The following is an 18,108-nucleotide window of genomic DNA, read 5'->3' as shown; positions in this document are numbered from 1 at the left end:
GCATTACTCCCCTGCTGCTTGTTGCGAACCAGGCGCTTAAGATCCGTCATACGGCCGACGAGGCGATTGTCCCCGCTTTTTCTAACGCAGCGATTTCGTTTGTCGAAAACCCGATATCGCCGAGGATGTCGTGTGTATGTTCGCCGACCTGAGGCGGGTCATTGCCATTTGCGAGGCGGCGGCCGTCGAGCGATATCGGCAGCAAGGGGGTTTTGGTGTTACGGCCATCGGGCAAGCGGATCTCGGTCAAACCACCCGATTTATTGAGGTGGGGATCGCTGAACAAATCACCCGGTTTGTTCACGGGCGCATAGGGCAGCTCAAGTTCTTCCAGCTTCGCGGCAAGTTCGGCCTTGTTCCAGCCGCCAAATATCTTGGCGACTTCCGGGATCAGCCAGTCGCGATGATCAACTCGACCTTGAGCCGTGATGAAACGCGGATCGCTCAGCCAGGCAGCCCGATCAAACGCGAGGCAGAACGCCTGCCATTGCTCCTCCCCAACGACAGTGACGAAAAGCTTTGATCCGTCCTTTGTATCGAACAGGTCATAGATCGGCCAAGGACTGTCCTTCACCGAGTACGGAATTGAAGGGCGTCCGGTGACGACCTCGCACATCATCGCCTGTGCCATTAGAAAGACGTTGTTCTCGAAGAGGGCGCTTTGGATGTAACGACCGCGGCCGGTGCGCTGTCGTTCGGCGAGCGCGGCTTGGATCGCGATCACCCCAAACATGCCACCCATGACGTCATTCACTGAGGCGCCCGCGCGCATTGGCTGGCCCGGCAGGCCGGTCATGTAGGCGAGCCCGCCCATCATCTGAACGACTTCATCGAGCGCAAGACGGTTCTCGTAGGGTCCGGGGAGATATCCCTTGAGTGAGCAATAAATCAGCCGCGGCGCGAATGCGGCCACTGAATTGTAGTCGAGACCGACCCTCTTCATCAAACCCGGTCGGAAGTTTTCGATCAAAACATCGCTGCGCTCAGTGAGCCGGCGCGCCACCTGTTTGCCTCCCGGGCTCGACGTGTCGAGCGCGATGCTGCGTTTGTTCCTGCTGTATGTCGCAAAAAAACCCGCGGCAGGCCCCTTGAAATAGCGAGTGCGATCGCCCTTGAGCGGCTCGACTTTGACCACATCGGCGCCCAGGTCGGCGAGGATGAGCCCACAGGTAGGGCCCATGACCATCTGACTGAATTCAACGACGCGCACGCCTTCGAGGGGGCGGGGAATTGTCGGCCCTGATGTGGGATTGCCGCCCATCATGCCACCCTCCGCAACACCCTTGGAATTCCAGCCTCGTGCAGATGACCTGTCAGGTGCTTCTGCTCAACGTGCCGGGCGAGAATTTCGCGTGTCGCCATCAACCGATCCAGATCGATCCCAGTGGAGAGGCCCATCCGTTCGAGCATGAACACGAGATCCTCAGTCACAATATTGCCCCGTGCGCCCGGTGCGAAGGGACAGCCGCCAAGCCCCGAAACAGCAGCATCGAAGCGCCGGACATCCGCTTCGAGCCCCGCGACGACGTTGGCAAGACCGGCGCCAAGCGTGTCATGCAGATGTAGCCTGAGCATCATTTTTGGGCCGGTCTCGTTGCGAACCGCGCGTACGATCCGCTTAACCTGCGTTGGGGTGCCGTAGCCGACGGTATCTGCTAGTCCGATCTCGTCCGCACCCGCCTCGGCGAAACCCTGCACAAGGCGACACACCGCGGCCTCACTGACGTCGCCTTCCATTGAGCAGCCAAAAGCTGTCGCTACAGCGCCCACAAGATGCGGCCGCTCAGGAGCTTTTTGCGCGTTGATCCTCGCACGAACTACACGGAATGCTTCGAGCTGTTCCTCAATCGTGCGGCGCACATTCGCCCGGTTGTGCGTTTCGCTCGCCGAGATCACGAAATACATGCTGTTGACTCCGGCCGCGAGCGCGCGCTCAGCACCTTTAACGTTCGGTACGACCGCGCCGATGGTCGTAGACTTATGGGTCAACGCGTGCGCAACAACTGCTCCAACGTCGCCGAATTGCGGCACGACCGTAGCCGGTACAAATGAGCCCGCATCGACCTCGCTCACCCCCGCGGCGACGATCGCACTGATCAGCTCGCATTTTGCGCCTGTTGGCACAATGACATCCAAGTTTTGAAGGCCATCGCGCGGTGCAACTTCGCAGATGTGCACATCCGGTGAATTGTCCATTGGCGCCCTATTGTATATTCTTGCATTAAAGAACAATATGTGACATCATCTGTCAATGAAGATTCCGAACCGCTTCGGGGGCCCCGGAACGAGGCTCTGCCGGTGGGCGGCCAGGACATGATCCGCTCGCATTCCGCGGAATTCTATTTTCGGGTGAGGTTTGCATGGATTATCCTGTTGGCTGAACTGCCTGGCGCTGCCTGTTCGCGCGCCGCGCGGCGATATTCATCGGGCGTCCGCTTCAGGGGTGCATCCCGACGGAATCCTTTCGCCCTGCGGTTCTGGCGTAAGCCAAATAGCGTTCTTGGTGAAACGGAAGCGCCGCACCAAGAATGCCTTTCGTCCACGAAGCCACGCCCGTGCCCGATTGAAGAGGCGCGCCAACTCCAGCCCTCATTGCATAGAGCCAATGAGCCGCACAAACGATCGTTCAGTAAGGAGAAGCTATGTTTCAAGCCCTGCCTGATCTGCCGGCCGACGCCGTGTTGGCGTTAGCCGAGGCATGCCGCAACGATCCTCGGCGGGACAAGATCGACCTGAGTGTGGGGGTCTATCGAAACGATAACGGCGTTACGCCCGTCCTGTCCGCGGTGAAGGCCGCCGAACATCTCTTGGTCGAGGGACAGGACACCAAATCATACGTAAGCCCACTCGGTGACACAAAGTTCGTCAGCCTTATCCGCGAGCTCGCGATCGGAAACATCGAGGTGGATCGACTAGGTGGCGTTCAGACACCTGGCGGCGGCGGTGCGGTCCGGTTAGCTTGCGAGGTCATAAAGCTGGCGGCACCCTTTAGCCGGATATTTGTGGGCCTGCCGACATGGGGCAACCACATTCCAATCTTTGAGGCCGTGGGATTGGAAATAGGTACGTACACCTATTACGACGTCATTTCTCAAACGCTTCGCTTCGACGAAATGCTCTCATCGCTCAAGAGCGCAAGGAGAGGGGATATCGTGCTGCTTCACGCGACTTGCCACAATCCATCGGGCACGGATCTTAGCCTTGATCAATGGCGGGCGATCGCGCAACTTGTGGAGGAGAGAGGCCTCATTCCTCTCATCGACTTTGCCTATCAGGGATTCGGTGATGGTTTAGAGCAGGATAGAGAAGGACTAGAAATAGTGCTGTCCAGCGTGAGCGAAGCGTTCGTCGCTTATTCTTGTAGCAAAAACTTCGGACTGTATCGGGAGCGGACCGGAGCGCTCTTCGTCTATGGCACGAACCCGGTCTCAGTAGGGCGGACTGTTCAAGCCATGGCTGCCCTAGCGAGAGTTAACTGGTCCATGCCGCCCGACCATGGTGCTGCGGTCGTCGGCACTATCCTGTCGAACACCGCCCTTCGTCAGGATTGGCTTCGCGAGCTCACGACGATGCGGGAAAGAATTTTAAAAATTCGTGCGGCCGTCGGACGGGGTATGCCCGAATTTTCTCAGCTCGGGGCGCAAAAGGGAATGTTCTCCACCTTACCCTTGCATTCTGCCACGATCGACCGTCTCCGCAAGGATGATGCGATCTATATCGTTGGAAACGGCAGGATCAATCTGGCCGGCCTTACAACTGACGACGTGCCACGCTTTGTCGACAGTGTCCGGCGAGCAGTTTAAGCTGTCGAAATGCAACTCGGAAACGGATCCGCCTGTGGCACCTATCTGAAGACGTACACCTTAAGCGGGCGTCGAATATGACGCATCATCAGAGCCGATGCATCAGCATACCGGCGGGCCTCCAGGACGTCGAGCAGCCTCAGGTGTTCCTTCACGTGCCGGCGCATGCCGTCGCGATCAGCGAAGCTTCGGTATGCAAACAAGCGACGAATCGAATTTACGCGCTTAAGTGACTCGACGAAGAAGGGATTCTTGGCACCGCGCGCGATCTCCTCATGGAAATCACATCCCCATTGAAACACTTCACCTATCGTGAATTTTTCCAGCTCGCCATCAAAAATGCGCAGCTGGCGCTCGCGAAGTCGCTCGATGACCTCTGGCGCCAGAGCGTAACCAGGTTGAGCAATTGCTGCTGGTTCGATCACCGCGCGGAACGCCATAACTTGTGTCTGCGCTTCGGGACTTGATACAGTTTCAGCAAAACGCCACCCGTAGCCCGGTGAGCGCGCGATCCACCCTTCCGCTGCGATCCGATCCAGCAGTCGTTGTAATTCGGTGCGTGTTAGATCGTAACGGCGCAGCAATTCGGCTTCCGTGACATCGGCGGGAAGGCGCTTTGCGACCACGTCCGTTGCAATCGTCGCGTAGGCCTCTTCCGCGCGGCTTACCGCCGCCAGTGTGGATTGTGCGGCTACGCTCGTAGGGTCTCTTGTCAAGACAAAGCCGCGGTGCAATTCACCGCGCGCGAACCCCGCCTCTTCTAGAGCCTTTAAGCCTAGGCGAATTGGCGCGCGCGACAGGCCAAGCGCATCGGCAAGCTTTTGCTCGATGAGGCGATCGCCGGTCTTCATCCCATCGCGACGGACAACGGACAAAATGAGCCCAGCCAAGTGCTCGGCACGACCGAGCGGGCTCTTTTTCTTGGGCCGTCGTGAGATGGGCGACAACGGCCGAGCATCTCGATTCAAAGGTCTTTCTTTCCCGTTTGCCAGCATGTGGATGTAACTCGTGGCCAAGAGCGAAGTCAACTTGGAGCTATTGTACTAAGGATGCGAACATTGCCGCTGTGGCAAGGCTCCAAGTCCGCCGCCTTCCAACTTAAGGAGGCGCAACGCGAAGTTTGGCGAAGCCAGTTGCGGCTTTCGGATGGACGCGTCTGATTTCGCGCTCAATCTCGTCGAGGCGCACTTCGATCCGGCGTACTCCTGGTTCGCGTCCTCCTTTCTACGTAGATGCATCGACAAACTCGGTAACAATCTTATGCGCGAGATGCTGGCATAGCCCTCCTAATCTTGAACGCCTCAAGCCCATCGAGGTAGATTGCGCGACCGTCAACACAAGCCTTCGTCCATGGATCGAGATGAAGCGTCGGCAGATAGAACAGCCGGCGTTCCAGTTCGATGTCCTCTGATGCGGTACTTCCGGCTGCGCTCATGGCACCCCTCAACGTAACCTAATTTTTTGCGAGCAGCGTCAGCTATTTCCCGGAAGGGTATTGCTGCGGCAAGATCGCCAAGAAAGTGCCAGATCCCGAGCTGTCGTTCCAGGAAAGCGGACTTGAGGATGTCAACCATCTGGTTCGGCTGCACCCGTCCTCGGAGCTTGGGTTGCGTCTATGGACTTCTGGCCTGGGCTGCCATTCTTAATGCCGCCCGACCCGCGGGCGCGTCTCACCGCGCCCCAAATACAACCCTCCGCGGACGCACACGCCTGAAGGGGCGGTCGGCTCGGCGAGCCACGGTGAGGAGCAGCCGAATAGTCGCCACTGGTCTGCTGATCTTTCACCGGGAAAATACGGGACCGACGGCATTCATCTCCTGCTGAAATGGCCAAGATTCTGGAGAGGGTAAGATCAAACCGGAAATCAAACGGAATATTTACGCTTCGCCGAAGTGGTCCGGTAACGCATAGAAACTATACTGCCGCTTGTCCGAGTGGCAGGTTGGAATGAACGAGATCGCAGTAACATTAGCTTCCGTCGACGCCTGCGTGAACGGGCGACGGACGCGATCGATCAGATTCCCCCCGGACATCGAACGGCAATTTGAAGCCGACATGCACGACAAGCGGTGTAAGCGCTTGACGATCGGACTGCTCGTTTCGGCTCCCCTCTATAACCTTTTTCTGCTCGGAGATTGGCTGCTGGTCCCGGACGTCGTGCGGCTGGCCATGTGGGTACATTTCTCAATAGTGACTCCGTGGATGCTATTGGTCGCCTGGCTCGTATCGCGCAAACCGAGGCCCTTCGTACGGGAGCTCCTAGCAGCCAGTGTTCCGCTACTCATCATCTTGCAGATCGACCTCGGTTTTGCCCTGACGGCGAGCGAGAGCGCTGCGCACTACCAGTACGTGGTGATTCCAACTTTGCTCTACACCAATGTCTCACTGCACAGACTCGAATTCCGCTTCGCTCGTGTCGTGACTGCCGCGATCCTGTTGCTTCACACCGCGTTCGTCATATCCGCAAGCTACATCTCCGCCCCGATAGCGGTGACCATCATCGTTCAGCTCCTCATCTGCGGTTACATCACTCTGATCGCAAACTATACAATGGAGCGCGATCTCCGTAGAGCCTACCTCTATTCGCTGAGAGATCGGCTCAGGCACGCCGATGCGGACGCCGCTTCACGCCGCGATCCATTGACGGGGTTAGCAAACCGGCTGCATCTTGATGATGAACTGTCGCGAGTTTGGTCTCGCCCCGAGTGCCGAGCATCGCCCGTTTCAGCTGTCATGATCGATATCGACCATTTCAAGCACTTGAACGATCGCTACGGACATGCTGCAGGCGACCTCTGCCTGAAACGAGTCGCCGCCATACTTCAGGCAGAGATACGAAGGACGGGTGACCTCGTCGCCCGATATGGAGGCGAAGAATTCCTGATAATCCTGCCGGATATGGCGATGATGGATGCCGTGCGGCTGGCCGAACGCATTCGCCGATCGATCGAAATTGCTGCGATCCCCAATGAAGGCCGGAGCCTCTTAGGCATCGTCACCGCCAGTTTTGGCGTCGCAGCTTGTTCGCCGTCGGATTTGTCTCCTCTGGAATTAATTGCTGCGGCCGATCACGCCCTGTATGCCGCCAAAGGCAAAGGACGTAATCAGGTCTGGCCTCCACTTGTGGCCGACGCCACCGTTCGCTCGTTGACTGAACCATTGACGTTTATGGCGTCGTCCTCAGAAGCAGCACGAGGGGTTTGATTTTCCTGCTTGGGCAAACCCGTGGGAAGCTGCGTAAGCCAGGGACATACGCTAAGCTCTCGATTGCTTCCGTGCCTCCCCCGATCCGGGCTGGGGTAGCCGATCTCGCGTCGAGTCTGATCCACTTGAGCAGTCATATTCAGATTCCAGGATCTGAAAAAGCGATACTCGCTCGCTGCACGGCAGAGACTTGGCTACGGCTCTGCTTTGCCAAATGAACCTGCGTATAACTGTTCAATCCTCTCGACTTCCTCTTGGGTCAGCGCCGCGAACTCATTGGCTCGTGCGCGGTTTGATAGCTTACCTTGATTTTGCCGAAGAAAGCCGAAGAGGTTATTCAGCGTCCTCTCGGGCATATCGACTAAACGCTCGACGCCGGCGCAGAACGTGTCGAACCCTTGAAGAACTCTGGCTTCATTCGGAAGATCTTTCTCAGTTCAGCTCTCGACCGAGCAGCCACTCATACAGGAACCAGATGCGACGCCTGTAAAGACCGGTCAGCTTCTGTTTGACCAGCTCGACGATTTCGCCTTCGGCCACAGCAAGAAAAAGCCGCTTCAGGACGGCAAGATCCACGCCCTCGTATTTCAGCGCAATGTTAGATGCGCCTCAAGGGAAGCTTCTGGGGCGTGCCGAGGTGTGTAAAGGCGCCAGCCATCCTGCTCTAGGATACGATGCTTGGTCCCGATCGCCGAGAGCGTCCGTGGAATTGGAGCGGAGAGGTGATAAGCGTCGATGAGGGCGGCATAGCCGGCCGGAGCACCGGCTTCGGGCAAACGCCGGTCATGAAAAATCGTCCCTGCTCCTGAAAACTGTGCGCTCAACGACATATTCCCGAAAGTTCAGCGGCATTAGAGGAGGCGGACGTCGCCGATCTTACGAGATGAGATTCTTCAAGGCCGGATAGCTCGCGCCGAACACGAAACCGTCCACGCTGCGGGAATCGAAGGCGAGCAACCAGAGACCTTGGGCTTCATTGCCTGAGAACCTGAGAATTTCAAAGGTGCAAAAGCTGCGCCGTTTGGCCCGGGATTTCAACCTCTTGGATTGATGCGGCACCTCCGGGCACCTTAGGCAGGCCCATCGCTGGTGAGATCCGTCTTTCAAAGGTCGAGCACAATCGAGCTAGCGGACCGGAACGGCAATGGGCGGCGCAATCCGCGCTCGAGCCTCATTGTAGACCTCAATGATGCCTGGCATGGCTACGGTTACAGCAACGCCGAACGGAACTTGCTCGTCTATCTTGCTGCCTCTGTCAGGCTCGCGTTGAATGATCAGCTCGATTTCAGAATCGACTGTCAGAGCCGGCGCCTTGTCGCCCAGCCAGCGCCGAGAGAAAACGGTCCCCTTGCTTGCCTGATTGACATCAGGCTGCGTCTTGGATGGCTGCACGCGGAACTGATCGATCTCATCTGAACTCGCCAAAAGCGAAAGCTTCACTGAGCGATACGATTGTCGACCGGGATGCACGGGCGTGAACCATGCAAGCGTTGCGGTCACCGAGTGGGGGAGAGATTGGCCGCTCATGCAAGCCGGTAACGGAACAACAACCGAACGTCTTGTCTCCTGCGCCAGCGTTCCGACGGCCCAAAACGTCGCCCTGTCGGAAGCGCAATAAATTGCATCGTCCGGACTAACAACGCCGTAGCCTAAGAAGCGCCGGATATTATCCTTCTGCCTGACGAATTGCTTTGCATCAGCTGGACCTAGCACGCTCTTGATGAGCTCGGCGCTATCTTGCGGCCACGAGGCTGTATGCACTAACAGCGCCTTGAGAAGCGCGGCGCGCTGATGGTGGGGCAGGGACAGAAAGTCCTGCCCGTACGTGTCTTCCAAAGCGTCATGAATTCTGTGAGCCGTCCTGGAGGCCAGAGCTGCCGCAGCACTTGTGCCGGAAGTGTAATGCTCCCAATTGCTGCTGCCCTCGCGCGGCGGAGCTGCAACCTTGAGCCCATGCGGTCGAGCAGGTCCACTTGGCCTTACAGCAAGCGCCGTTCCACTGGCCACCATGGTTAAATGCTCACGAGAGCCAGGCATCAAAATATCCGGTTTGACGCCGTTTGCAAATCCTGGACCCAATCCGCTGGATGGATTGGTGATGATCATCGGATGATACGGATCGACCCTGCCTCTAGCGCTACGGCGATCGGCTGCGCTAACGGCGTCGATATTGGCGGAGCCTACCGTGATCCCGTTCACTGTTTCCGACGGTGAAAGCAGCCGGCGAGAAGTGATCAATCGCGACAGCGCGGACAACGTATGTCTGGCCCGATCGGGCTGGTCCGTCGCTTCATAAGCAGCCATGGTGGGGATGGATGCTATCTCGAATGAGCCGGCGTGATTGCCGGCACTCACGCAGAACAGAATTCCATATCGATGGGCCAATCTGTCGACCAACCTCGCCCAGGGCGACAGCCGCCCATGAAATGGCTTTCGGACATTGCCGAGCGAAAGATTGACGATCACAACTGACGGAGCGCTCGGATCGTCGTTGCGCCGCATCGAGACCACAGCTTGATAAACCAGGTCGACAATCAGCCGGTCCTCAGGAAATTGATCAGCAGCCCCCAAGAGCGGTATGCAATGGATGCGGCGCGCCAGCGGCGGCTCATTGGTGTTTCGGTCGCCATGCACGATCAGAGAAGCCATAGCTGTGCCGTGAGCCCTTTCAGCCACGACGGCTGCGCCCTCTAAATCGAATTGATCGTCGACATTCATTCGATCACGAAGCAGAGGGTGCTGGGAAACGGGCACGCCATCCAATAAGGCCAAAATTGGTTGGCCTTCAGAAGGAAGCGGTCCCAGTCCGCCTTGGAGCTGACTGGCGTCTTCGACTTGCACCGGCGCAACAATACTCTGTGGCCGAATGTGCATGACCGGGTCCATGCCGCTCAACCCGGTCGCGGAGCGCTCGGTAATTTGCCGGATCGCGGCAACTGGCAGGTTAGCCAAAAGGGCATGATAGGCGATGTCCGGGATCCGGCACTGCGTCACAAGAGTGCCACCGACCGCCCTAATCTCGCTGATGACTCCTTGTTGGTTCGAAGCCGCCATGTCCTCCGACGATCGAAACACAAGCTCGATCTCAACGGGGAGAATTTCCTCATCTCCCATGAGCTCGATCTCGTGCGCAAGGATCTCTCGATCACCATCTTGAACACGATCTCCCGGCCCCCATACTCTGATGTCACGGAGCGTCGCAAAGACATCCCGCCAGGGTGCGAACCCCTCCCCAATTGCTTGCCCGGATACCCATCTCTTCCAGAGCGACAGGATGTTCTGCAAAGCCGTGACATCTGGCACAAGAAGATAGGCCTCAGGCGACTTGTCCTTCTCATCGCCCTCCAGCTCCTCTTCATCGATGAGCTCCAGACCAGGCACTCTTCGGATCGCATTCGCAAAATTCGCAACTGCCCCCCGAACCTCAAAAACCAGCAGCCGCTCTGGCGCCAGCGCGGACGGGTCTGATCGCAAAGTTAAGCCGCTTGGGTCTCGACCCAAGACTTGTTCGAGGCGACGGAAGCGGGGGCCAAATGCTGCATTCTGTGCAGCAGCCGTGAATTTAGCCGGCCTGGGGATCGGTTGCGGCCTGCCTTTTGGTCTTGCCGCCTGATTGCCTGGCGTCAGTCGCAGCAGAGGCTTCGTTGGATCGGCCGCCATGCAGGTTCTCTGGCTTTACTCTCGATGACCAAAATTCGAGTTCAGTCTTGACCGCAGAATCGATCGAGATCTCACCAAGACCAAGAATTTGTCGCCGTCGAACGTTCTGACAGAAATCAAGCACTTCAGCATAGGAGGTTGCGTCAATCTTTTGCGCGAGTTCAAAAGCCGACAGCGAAGGGCGCTCGGGCCAGCCCATATAAATTCGTTCTATGAAATGTGCGATTTCCGCAACTTGCGGAGCGGGAAATGCAATCTTTATCTGAAAACGTCTCCATACGGCTCGATCAAGCAATTCAGCATGATTCGTAGCCGCTATTGTTACCACGTAACTGGGAAGTTTATCGATCTGCATCAAGAGAAACGAAACAACGCGCTTGATTTCGCCCGTTTCGTGATCATCTCCACGCTCTTTTCCAATCGCATCGAACTCGTCGAAAAACAAAACGCAAGGTTGGGTTCGCGCATAGTCGAATAGCGCGCGAAGACGCGCGTTTGTTTCGCCTAGATAGCTTCCTACGAGCGCGTCGTACCGCACCACGAAAAACGGCAGAGAAAGGCCCTCTGCAATCGCTTCTGCAAAGGAAGTTTTGCCGTTGCCTGGAGGACCAGACAGGAGAACCCGATGCCGCGGCTCATATCCGCTTGCCCGCAGCACGTCTGCCCGCACATGCTCCTCGATCAGCTGCATCCCTTCGGCGCGCGCAGGCAAGGGTAAAACCAGCTCATCGAGAGATATGCGTGGCGTAACTTCTAAAATCGTGTCGCGCCCAGCAGCTTGCGGAGACCGCTGAGAGGCAACCAGACTTGGCGGCGTCACAGCTATCGTCTGCAGCGCTCGCTCAAGCCGATCGGCCAGCGCGTGATGACTCTTTGCGCGCTCATCAGCCACAATCGCTTCGACCGCCGAGCGCATCATTGGCCGATCGCCGGTCACACCGGCGCGCACGAGAGATATGAGTAAGTCGCTCTTGGCCATGACAGACAGCCTATTACAGGATTGCGCGCCCACGCTGCTAGAAATGGTCCCAGCTTGTGAACAACTCGCCGATAACCAAGGTTCCTTGCCGGGGTCGCTCGGCGAGCCTATCCGGCGGGGATTAACATATTGAAAAGCTGCAACAAATAAGACTTCTCGTCCGCCGTCATGACTGGTCGAGTCTGTTCTGCCTGCTCAAGCATTCCCCGTCATCCTGTTGACTGCCTGCCTCTGACAAAACTAGCCAGCCTTCATAGCTAGCGCCGACCGAAAGTCCGGCAGAGCCTTCGAGCACTCGCCTCGCGCGCTTTGGCGCTTTATGCCCATCCGAGAGGGGTCGTCAGGGGATTGTTCACTTTTTGTTCAATGCCGTCAAGTCGCAGTCCAATACCGGCGTTCGACCTGTTCCGGAGCGAGAATCGTGAGCAAATGGATCAAGCCCACCGGGGGCGCCGATGCTCGTATCCGTGCATAGTCGAGCTGCTGCAAGCAATGGATGACCCTAATCCCTAAAAGGCGTTGGAATCGCATGCGCTGAACTTTCTCGCGTCGATGCAAATATTCACGGCCGCCGAGCAAAGTAGCCCCCTATCGAAAGTCATGGTCCCGATTGACCTAAGCCGCAACACTTCCGCTCGCGGAGATCAGCAAATCCGCTGGAATATGGAAACGTTCGCGCAGACGCTTCACCATCGTCATGCTCAATTCGCGCTTGCCGGACATGACCTCACTGACGCGACTAGCAGTGCCCAGAAGCGGCACAAGATCAGCGCGCGTCAAACCATGTTGTTCCACCAGATAGGTTAGCAAATCGGGCAACGGCGGCGCTTTGCGCGGCCAGCGTGCGCGTTCATAAGCCTCGATAAGGCGAGCCTGAGCTACCATACGCGCTCGATCGGCAGCCTCGTTAGATTGCATCAGCTTGCCGACAAGCGCCTTGGCCGCCTCATGATCGGCCTGGTTCTGGATAATTATCAATGTTGCCTTCATCACACCGTCTCCGCGTCCACCTTGTCACAGTCTTCATGACTGCCGAAAAAGCGGATCATCAACACGCCATCACGATATTGAACCATGGCGATCAGGCGGTAGTCATTGGCCTTGATGTTGAACACCACGCGTCCGCCTTTCAGGATGCTTGCCTTGGGATGCGATCGCTTCACCTGTTGCGGCGTCCGCCAGTCCGAAGCCTCAGCAATTGCCAGCCATGCCCTGTATTGAGCGCGCGCTGCATCGATGCCCCGATGACCAGAGCGTTCGGCAAAATAGCGCTCACCAAGGTCCGTGCCGACCACCAGCATGAAGGGATACTACCGTCGATTTCCCAAAAATGGAAGAGGGGAATTTCCATTTTTGGGAAACGCATGCCGCCCGCCGACAGTAAGATAGTCTTGCCACTCGGGGCTAATTCACGATCCGATCGGCTCGCACTTTCGCGGCGAAGCCGAAGCCCGCCGCGAACGCTTCTAGGCACGCCCCGCGGTTGATAAATCAAAATCGCATTTCGAACTCAGAATGACGCGGTCAATTGCGACTGGACAATTTTGTGCGTTAGAAGCAAAAGAATCGTCTCGCCGCAGATGCTCTCAAGACTTCCGCTAGGGAAGATTGGGCGGCTGACCAATTCGCTCCAGATCGGCGAGACACTTGTCCAGGTTGCTTTTGGCGTCCTGCAGGAACCTGCTCGTTTCGGCAAGCCGCCTGAGATCAGGCTTGACCGGTCCCTCGCTCACAGCGCTCAGCTGGTGGCAAACAGTTGCAAGATCACCCGAGATGTCTTCGAGGACGAAGGCGAGGTTTTCCAGCGGCACGAGCTCCGAAAAGAAAGACTTCAAGGCGCTTTCGTCCTGGCCAGAGGGACCTTCGAATCTGACTTCGACCAGTGGCACCAACACCTCGCGGTTGTCGCGCCCGACCCTTCCCATGCTCATGATGAGCGAGCTGAACGTCGTCGAAACAAAGGTCAACCGATCGAGCAGGGTGTTTCCATACAATACTAGCGATTCCGATTCGCCTTGCGCCTGCTCCGTTGTCGAAGCCCCGAGATCCTCATTCGACATGCTCGGAGTCCTCTCCTGCGCTCAAGTGCAGCATACCCGAAGGGAACGAGACGGGCTTTGGACTGTTCACCGCCTCAATCGATGTGGAGGCGCCGTGACCTTCGGCTTTCTTCACCTGCACGACCGTCACCGACGAGCCATGATACGAGCTCTTCGTTCGCGCCTTCATATAGCCGGGAGCTGTCGGTGCCGGCGGATGAAGCAGGTAGTCCTCCATCACCTGACGGACGCCAAGCGGGTCACGCATCACTAGTCCCGCCGCATGCAACGTAGGATGCATCGGGCTCGGCAAATCAAACAGGCTGCGAAGAACGACATTTTCTTCAGCCGTGAGGGCAGGGTGGGTTCTGAGACCCATTTTCCTGCGCATAAGCTGCGCCAATTGGCCAGCGCCCCTTGCTGTGGGCCCTTCGTGCCTTTCAAGCGCCATAAGGCCATCGCGCGTCAGCGCGAAATGAGCAAACTTTCCAGCCGCCGTTCGTTCCACAAAACGCGCATTGGTCATCAGGCGAAGAATGCGGCTGAGATTGGCATCCTTCAGATCCAGTTTCTTAGCAATGACCGTCTTCTCCAGCTGACGCGACGGTGCATCCCGCAACAACCGAAGTATCTCGACGACATGCTGACGGTGCATGACCTCGCTTGGACGAGCAACCTTGGCGGTGTTGATCGACATCTGCAGAAGATCGTAAAACGCTCTGAAGCGCTCGGCATAGGCGGCATTCTTCGGCGCGAGCGAGGCGCTCACCCGACGCAGAATATCAAACCATTCCCGCAGCTCCGGATCGCGGCGCCGGCTCTCCAGAGAATTCCAGAGCCAAGCCCCAAGTGTTGCGTAAATACGCTCCAGGCTGCTTTCGGATCCCTCTTTAAGGAATTCCGAAATGACGCTCCGCGCCTCAGTCGCGGTGGCCTCGCCGCTCTCTATCTTTTCCAATGCTACGTCCGACATGGCCATACCCTACGTCACAACCCTTAAGATCATTTTACAACGCTTTACTCTGATTTTAGTCTCTGAATCTAGGGTGTCACCGGCCCCATTTGTAGGCAGTCCAAACGGTCTTTTGACCGAGTTCCCGGGCGGAAACAGCGTTCGGCTCTTTGAGGAGGGGTAATATAGTACCAAGCCGGCCATCCCCGTAGCGGTTGTGGGTGGGATGTTGCACGACAAAACTTCGCGTGCCGAACTTCACTTCCACCTGGCTCGCAGTCGTCTGGTGGCCCTGCATGGTGCGGTCGTTCCCCATCGAGGGGACCAGCATCACATCGACATCCAGGTCCCTGAAGGGCGTGTCGCAGACGTCACAGAAGTCGAGGCAAATTGCGACGCCAATCAGGGCGCCTTCAGTCGCAAGCACGCACATCCGCTCGCCAGCAGTTATGTTTTCGATCCCCCAGTCGTCATCGGCGTAAGGGGCGATCTTGTCGTAGACGAGCCGCTCCTCGCCATAACCGTCATAAATCCGGGCCCGATTCACAATCTCCTTGCCTGCCACCTCGTGCCACGTTCCCGGAATGACGATCTCCGGAGGCTCCAGCGGGTCGGCCACATCTCGCTCGCGGATGAACTTGACGATCTTTTCTCGCAGTCCTGGTGGTACCGTGAGCTCGGGCCAGACGATTGCGATGCAGTTCTCCTGCAACGCGTTCGCCATCTGAAGCAAGACCGCGTTCCCCGCCGCCGGCGCATCGACGCCGCTGACGATGAAACGCTTGTCCCCGTCTACCGTTGCGAACTCCGCCTCAAGCTTGAGCGCCTCGAAAAGGCAGGCGCCCATTTTCCAATTCGTGGGGTCTTGAGCGGCACTATGCAAGGTACGGCTATCGACCACCTCGACGGCATAGCCGTCAATGAAGGTGGGCAGGATCCGATGAAATAGCAGGCCTCGCTTTGAATAGGCTTGGCTCCGCCGGGCAGGGCGGCCGGCGCTCACGCCCTGTCGCGGAATGAACCAGCATCCGAGCGCCTCCAGGCGCCACTCGCCCGATGCAATCGGCCATTGCGACCGCCGCTCGAGCAGCACGCGGTCGATGGCCCGGATGAGACCTCCAAGCGACACAGCAACCTGCTCGGGGGTCTCCTCGGAAACGGACCAAAGGAGGCGGCCTTCTCCGACGCTGTCACCGAAACTCCGGGCAGATTCTTCAAGACGCCGCTCCGAAAGATTGCGGTAAGCCTTGTACACGCTCGGCGGCGCCTTGCGGAACAACTTGTCGAGCTCGATCAGAGCCTTCCTCAGTTCGTCCCTTCTGGCATGCGTCATCGAGGCCTGTGATTGAGCAAGCTCACCAGCTGCCTTCTTCCACTTGCCGAACTCCGTTGTCTTCAGGCGGCTGTCCGCAGGCCCAGGCAAACGACTCGTCCAAACGACTTCGCCAATATGTGCCATTGATAGGCGTACGGTTCGCTATTTGCAATCGGCCCGACTGTGACTTACGCGCGTCTCATCATCTAGCTGCGGGCGCAGTTGCTCTGAATGTCAGAACGCGCAGAAACTCTGCATCGAATTATACGATGGCAACGAAAAGCTGCATATGGCTTCCGATACTCTTGACGAAGCACGAGCAAAGCATTTCAATCTGGGCGGGAGATCCGCGCGCGAGCGACGCGAAGCGGACAGGGGGCACAATCGATGTGGAAGATCAGCCGGGCCGCGGCTTGCCTTGGCGCCTGCTTTGCGATGGGCGGATGCACCAGCCTGTACTATGTGCACGATCCGCAGACTGGCGTGATCACAGCCGGCGAACTGCCATATTTTCTCAAATCGATCCGGTGCGAGGTCGTCACCTTTTATCAGATCGAGCGCGAAAGGCGGAAGCACTACCTCAAGATCTACAAGACCAGGCCGGAAGAGGCGTTCGACCGCTTCGCCCATTTCGACATCGACCCGTTCCTATACGGCACCTTCTTCCTGGAACTGAAAGTAACCGATACCGGCGGTGTCGGGTCCGGCACCGCCTTCGACTATAAGCGCGTTCTAAGTGCCACCACCGCCGAAGTGACCCATGTCGGCCCCACGGCTTCGGCGCAGGACACCTACGACCTGATCTGGTCATTTCTCTTGAAACAGAATGCCGAGCTTGCGTCTGATACCTTGCCGCTGGCATCTAGCCCGGCAACATATGAGCGCGGCTGCTACCGGGGAACGCCGACCGAGCTCCTCGAGCTCGAAGCTCTCGCCGAAAACAAATATCCGGAACGGGCCGCTTTCAAGCGCATCACCGTCGATGCCTCCAAGCCATTGGCGGCCTGGCTGCGCGACAATGCAATTTTGATCGCCGCCAACAACCTGACGCCGGCTATGCCATCGGAAATAGCTGAGCCAGCGCAGATGACCTATACTTTTTCGATCCAAGTGACCGGAGGCATCGAGGCCAAATACTCCCTTACATCGGCGCGCTGGACACCGGCCGCCATCCAAGCCTCCGCATCTGCGCAGCAATTCAGCAATCTCGGTATCTACATCAATGGGCCGAATGCCGTCTTGGCCAACGGAGCAAAGTCTGGCTCGGCCAGCTATGCAGCCAAACAGCCGGCGCTCGGATCAAAGGACAATCCGATTTACACGACACCAATCCCGGGAGGGGAAAAGTCGCAGGAGTTGCCGGAGAGCGGGGGGGCCGCAGCCCGCCGGCCAAGGGCTGGTGGTGGCCCGCGGACGAACGGCTTTATCTTCGCGCCGGTGCCAGTCTTCCCGCCATCTCCAACGCCTACTCAATAAAACATGACTCGTTACTGCCTGCTCGGATTGCTGGTTCTTCTCGTGCTCCTCCCCTGCAGCAGCGCGAAGGCTCAGCCTGCGCTTCCCTCAGGGGTGTCGGAGATGGAGCTCTTCGGAACTGTGATCCGCAGCTCCAAATGGGACGTGAAGGAAATCCCGGTCTGCTGGGAAAACCTCAATCCTCATGACCAGAAATATGCAGAACTCGTCCGAAAAGCCGTGGCCGAGACCTGGGAAAGCGCAGCACAAGGAGGCGTTTGGTTCGCCAAGACCTGGCCTGCCTGTAAAGAGGGCGCAGCCGGCGTCCATGTGCGCATCGCCGACGAGGGCGCGCACACCGACGTCGTCGGCAAGTATCTCGATGGCAAGTCTTCGGGCATGACCTTGAATTTCAGCTTCAATCATTGGAGTAAAGGATGCATCAATAAGCGCGAATTCTGCATTCGTGCGGTCGCTGTCCACGAATTCGGGCACGCGCTCGGCTTTACTCACGAGCAGAACCGCGACGATGCTCCGGAACAGTGCCGCAACGAGAAATTTTCAGGATCGGTCGGCGACTACAAAGTCACTAAATACGACCCCAATTCCATCATGAACTATTGTAATCCAGCATGGAACGGAAGCGGACAACTCAGCCCACTCGATATCGCAGCCGTCAGAACGTTTTATCCGTCCTGACC

At 57.6% G+C, this 18,108-nt stretch carries 14 protein-coding genes and 1 pseudogene; 4 read left to right on the top strand and 11 right to left on the bottom strand.

The features are described 5' to 3' along the window. Positions 1–46: 46 nt before the first annotated feature. Positions 47–1,261, bottom strand: coding sequence for a CaiB/BaiF CoA transferase family protein (locus tag AC0WRY_RS37530; protein WP_128955189.1), 1,215 nt, complete (start codon positions 1,259–1,261; stop codon positions 47–49). Further along, positions 1,261–2,196: a hydroxymethylglutaryl-CoA lyase gene (locus AC0WRY_RS37525; protein WP_128929962.1), complete on the bottom strand. Its 936-nt coding sequence runs from the start codon at positions 2,194–2,196 to the stop codon at positions 1,261–1,263. The genes AC0WRY_RS37530 and AC0WRY_RS37525 overlap by 1 nt, the downstream gene beginning before the upstream one ends. 446 nt (positions 2,197–2,642) lie before the next feature. On the opposite strand from AC0WRY_RS37525, the gene AC0WRY_RS37520 reads away from it, so the two are divergent. Then, positions 2,643–3,803: an amino acid aminotransferase gene (locus AC0WRY_RS37520; protein ID WP_128929963.1), complete on the top strand. Its 1,161-nt coding sequence runs from the start codon at positions 2,643–2,645 to the stop codon at positions 3,801–3,803. A gap of 41 nt (positions 3,804–3,844) precedes the next feature. Here the strand turns inward: AC0WRY_RS37520 and AC0WRY_RS37515 are convergent, their stop codons facing one another. Continuing rightward, positions 3,845–4,654 (bottom strand): GntR family transcriptional regulator, encoded by an 810-nt coding sequence (locus tag AC0WRY_RS37515; protein WP_232995542.1) that lies wholly within the window; start codon positions 4,652–4,654, stop codon positions 3,845–3,847. A gap of 1,096 nt (positions 4,655–5,750) precedes the next feature. Here AC0WRY_RS37515 and AC0WRY_RS37510 point away from each other — a divergent pair. Then, positions 5,751–7,007 carry a GGDEF domain-containing protein gene (locus tag AC0WRY_RS37510; RefSeq protein ID WP_128929965.1) on the top strand — a complete coding sequence of 419 codons (1,257 nt, stop codon included), beginning with the start codon at positions 5,751–5,753 and terminating at the stop codon, positions 7,005–7,007. Positions 7,008–7,442: 435 nt separating this feature from the next. Here the strand turns inward: AC0WRY_RS37510 and AC0WRY_RS37505 are convergent. The 8 genes and pseudogenes from AC0WRY_RS37505 to AC0WRY_RS37470 form a co-directional block, all read right to left on the bottom strand. Next, a pseudogene (locus AC0WRY_RS37505) lies at positions 7,443–7,837 on the bottom strand (Fic family protein); the annotation flags it as partial. Between the two features lie 295 nt (positions 7,838–8,132). Then, positions 8,133–10,667, bottom strand: coding sequence for a S8 family serine peptidase (locus AC0WRY_RS37500; RefSeq protein ID WP_128929966.1), 2,535 nt, complete (start codon positions 10,665–10,667; stop codon positions 8,133–8,135). Then, a complete protein-coding gene (locus AC0WRY_RS37495) occupies positions 10,570–11,646 on the bottom strand; it encodes an AAA family ATPase (RefSeq protein WP_128929967.1) in 1,077 nt (358 codons plus the stop codon). The genes AC0WRY_RS37500 and AC0WRY_RS37495 overlap by 98 nt, the downstream gene beginning before the upstream one ends. Positions 11,647–12,261: 615 nt before the next feature. Then, the gene (locus AC0WRY_RS37490) at positions 12,262–12,636 is read right to left on the bottom strand and encodes a helix-turn-helix domain-containing protein (protein ID WP_074274398.1); all 375 of its coding nucleotides are present in this window, start codon (positions 12,634–12,636) and stop codon (positions 12,262–12,264) included. Continuing rightward, complete coding sequence (locus AC0WRY_RS37485) at positions 12,636–12,947, bottom strand: type II toxin-antitoxin system HigB family toxin (protein ID WP_128929968.1); 312 nt, start codon at positions 12,945–12,947, stop codon at positions 12,636–12,638. Before AC0WRY_RS37485 ends, AC0WRY_RS37490 begins: the two co-directional genes overlap by 1 nt. Before the next feature lie 297 nt (positions 12,948–13,244). Continuing rightward, the gene (locus AC0WRY_RS37480) at positions 13,245–13,706 is read right to left on the bottom strand and encodes a hypothetical protein (protein ID WP_128929969.1); all 462 of its coding nucleotides are present in this window, start codon (positions 13,704–13,706) and stop codon (positions 13,245–13,247) included. Further along, on the bottom strand, positions 13,696–14,658 hold the full coding sequence (locus AC0WRY_RS37475; protein WP_128955131.1) for a helix-turn-helix domain-containing protein: 963 nt from the start codon (positions 14,656–14,658) through the stop codon (positions 13,696–13,698). Before AC0WRY_RS37475 ends, AC0WRY_RS37480 begins: the two co-directional genes overlap by 11 nt. Before the next feature lie 76 nt (positions 14,659–14,734). Further along, positions 14,735–16,060, bottom strand: coding sequence for a carbon-nitrogen hydrolase family protein (locus tag AC0WRY_RS37470; protein WP_128929971.1), 1,326 nt, complete (start codon positions 16,058–16,060; stop codon positions 14,735–14,737). A 279-nt stretch (positions 16,061–16,339) separates the two neighbouring features. Between AC0WRY_RS37470 and AC0WRY_RS37465 the strand changes: the two genes are divergently transcribed. Together AC0WRY_RS37465 and AC0WRY_RS37460 are read left to right on the top strand one after the other, a co-directional pair. After that, the gene (locus AC0WRY_RS37465) at positions 16,340–17,428 is read left to right on the top strand and encodes a hypothetical protein (RefSeq protein WP_128955132.1); all 1,089 of its coding nucleotides are present in this window, start codon (positions 16,340–16,342) and stop codon (positions 17,426–17,428) included. A gap of 102 nt (positions 17,429–17,530) precedes the next feature. Next, complete coding sequence (locus tag AC0WRY_RS37460) at positions 17,531–18,106, top strand: matrixin family metalloprotease (RefSeq protein WP_237864942.1); 576 nt, start codon at positions 17,531–17,533, stop codon at positions 18,104–18,106. Positions 18,107–18,108 lie beyond the last annotated feature (2 nt).

Source organism: Bradyrhizobium sp. T-12 (assembly GCF_058314695.1).
This window is presented reverse-complemented; position numbering and strand designations above follow the sequence as displayed.

What these genes read in the sequence shown, in the direction of transcription:
- AC0WRY_RS37530 (WP_128955189.1), bottom strand. Translation starts at nt 1,261, where the DNA reads ATGGGCGGCAATCCCACATCAGGGCCGACAATTCCCCGCCCCCTCGAA.
- AC0WRY_RS37525 (WP_128929962.1), bottom strand. Translation starts at nt 2,196, where the DNA reads ATGGACAATTCACCGGATGTGCACATCTGCGAAGTTGCACCGCGCGAT.
- AC0WRY_RS37520 (WP_128929963.1), top strand. Translation starts at nt 2,643, where the DNA reads ATGTTTCAAGCCCTGCCTGATCTGCCGGCCGACGCCGTGTTGGCGTTA.
- AC0WRY_RS37515 (WP_232995542.1), bottom strand. Translation starts at nt 4,654, where the DNA reads ATGAAGACCGGCGATCGCCTCATCGAGCAAAAGCTTGCCGATGCGCTT.
- AC0WRY_RS37510 (WP_128929965.1), top strand. Translation starts at nt 5,751, where the DNA reads ATGAACGAGATCGCAGTAACATTAGCTTCCGTCGACGCCTGCGTGAAC.
- AC0WRY_RS37500 (WP_128929966.1), bottom strand. Translation starts at nt 10,667, where the DNA reads ATGGCGGCCGATCCAACGAAGCCTCTGCTGCGACTGACGCCAGGCAAT.
- AC0WRY_RS37495 (WP_128929967.1), bottom strand. Translation starts at nt 11,646, where the DNA reads ATGGCCAAGAGCGACTTACTCATATCTCTCGTGCGCGCCGGTGTGACC.
- AC0WRY_RS37490 (WP_074274398.1), bottom strand. Translation starts at nt 12,636, where the DNA reads ATGAAGGCAACATTGATAATTATCCAGAACCAGGCCGATCATGAGGCG.
- AC0WRY_RS37485 (WP_128929968.1), bottom strand. Translation starts at nt 12,947, where the DNA reads ATGCTGGTGGTCGGCACGGACCTTGGTGAGCGCTATTTTGCCGAACGC.
- AC0WRY_RS37480 (WP_128929969.1), bottom strand. Translation starts at nt 13,706, where the DNA reads ATGTCGAATGAGGATCTCGGGGCTTCGACAACGGAGCAGGCGCAAGGC.
- AC0WRY_RS37475 (WP_128955131.1), bottom strand. Translation starts at nt 14,658, where the DNA reads ATGTCGGACGTAGCATTGGAAAAGATAGAGAGCGGCGAGGCCACCGCG.
- AC0WRY_RS37465 (WP_128955132.1), top strand. Translation starts at nt 16,340, where the DNA reads ATGTGGAAGATCAGCCGGGCCGCGGCTTGCCTTGGCGCCTGCTTTGCG.
- AC0WRY_RS37460 (WP_237864942.1), top strand. Translation starts at nt 17,531, where the DNA reads ATGGAGCTCTTCGGAACTGTGATCCGCAGCTCCAAATGGGACGTGAAG.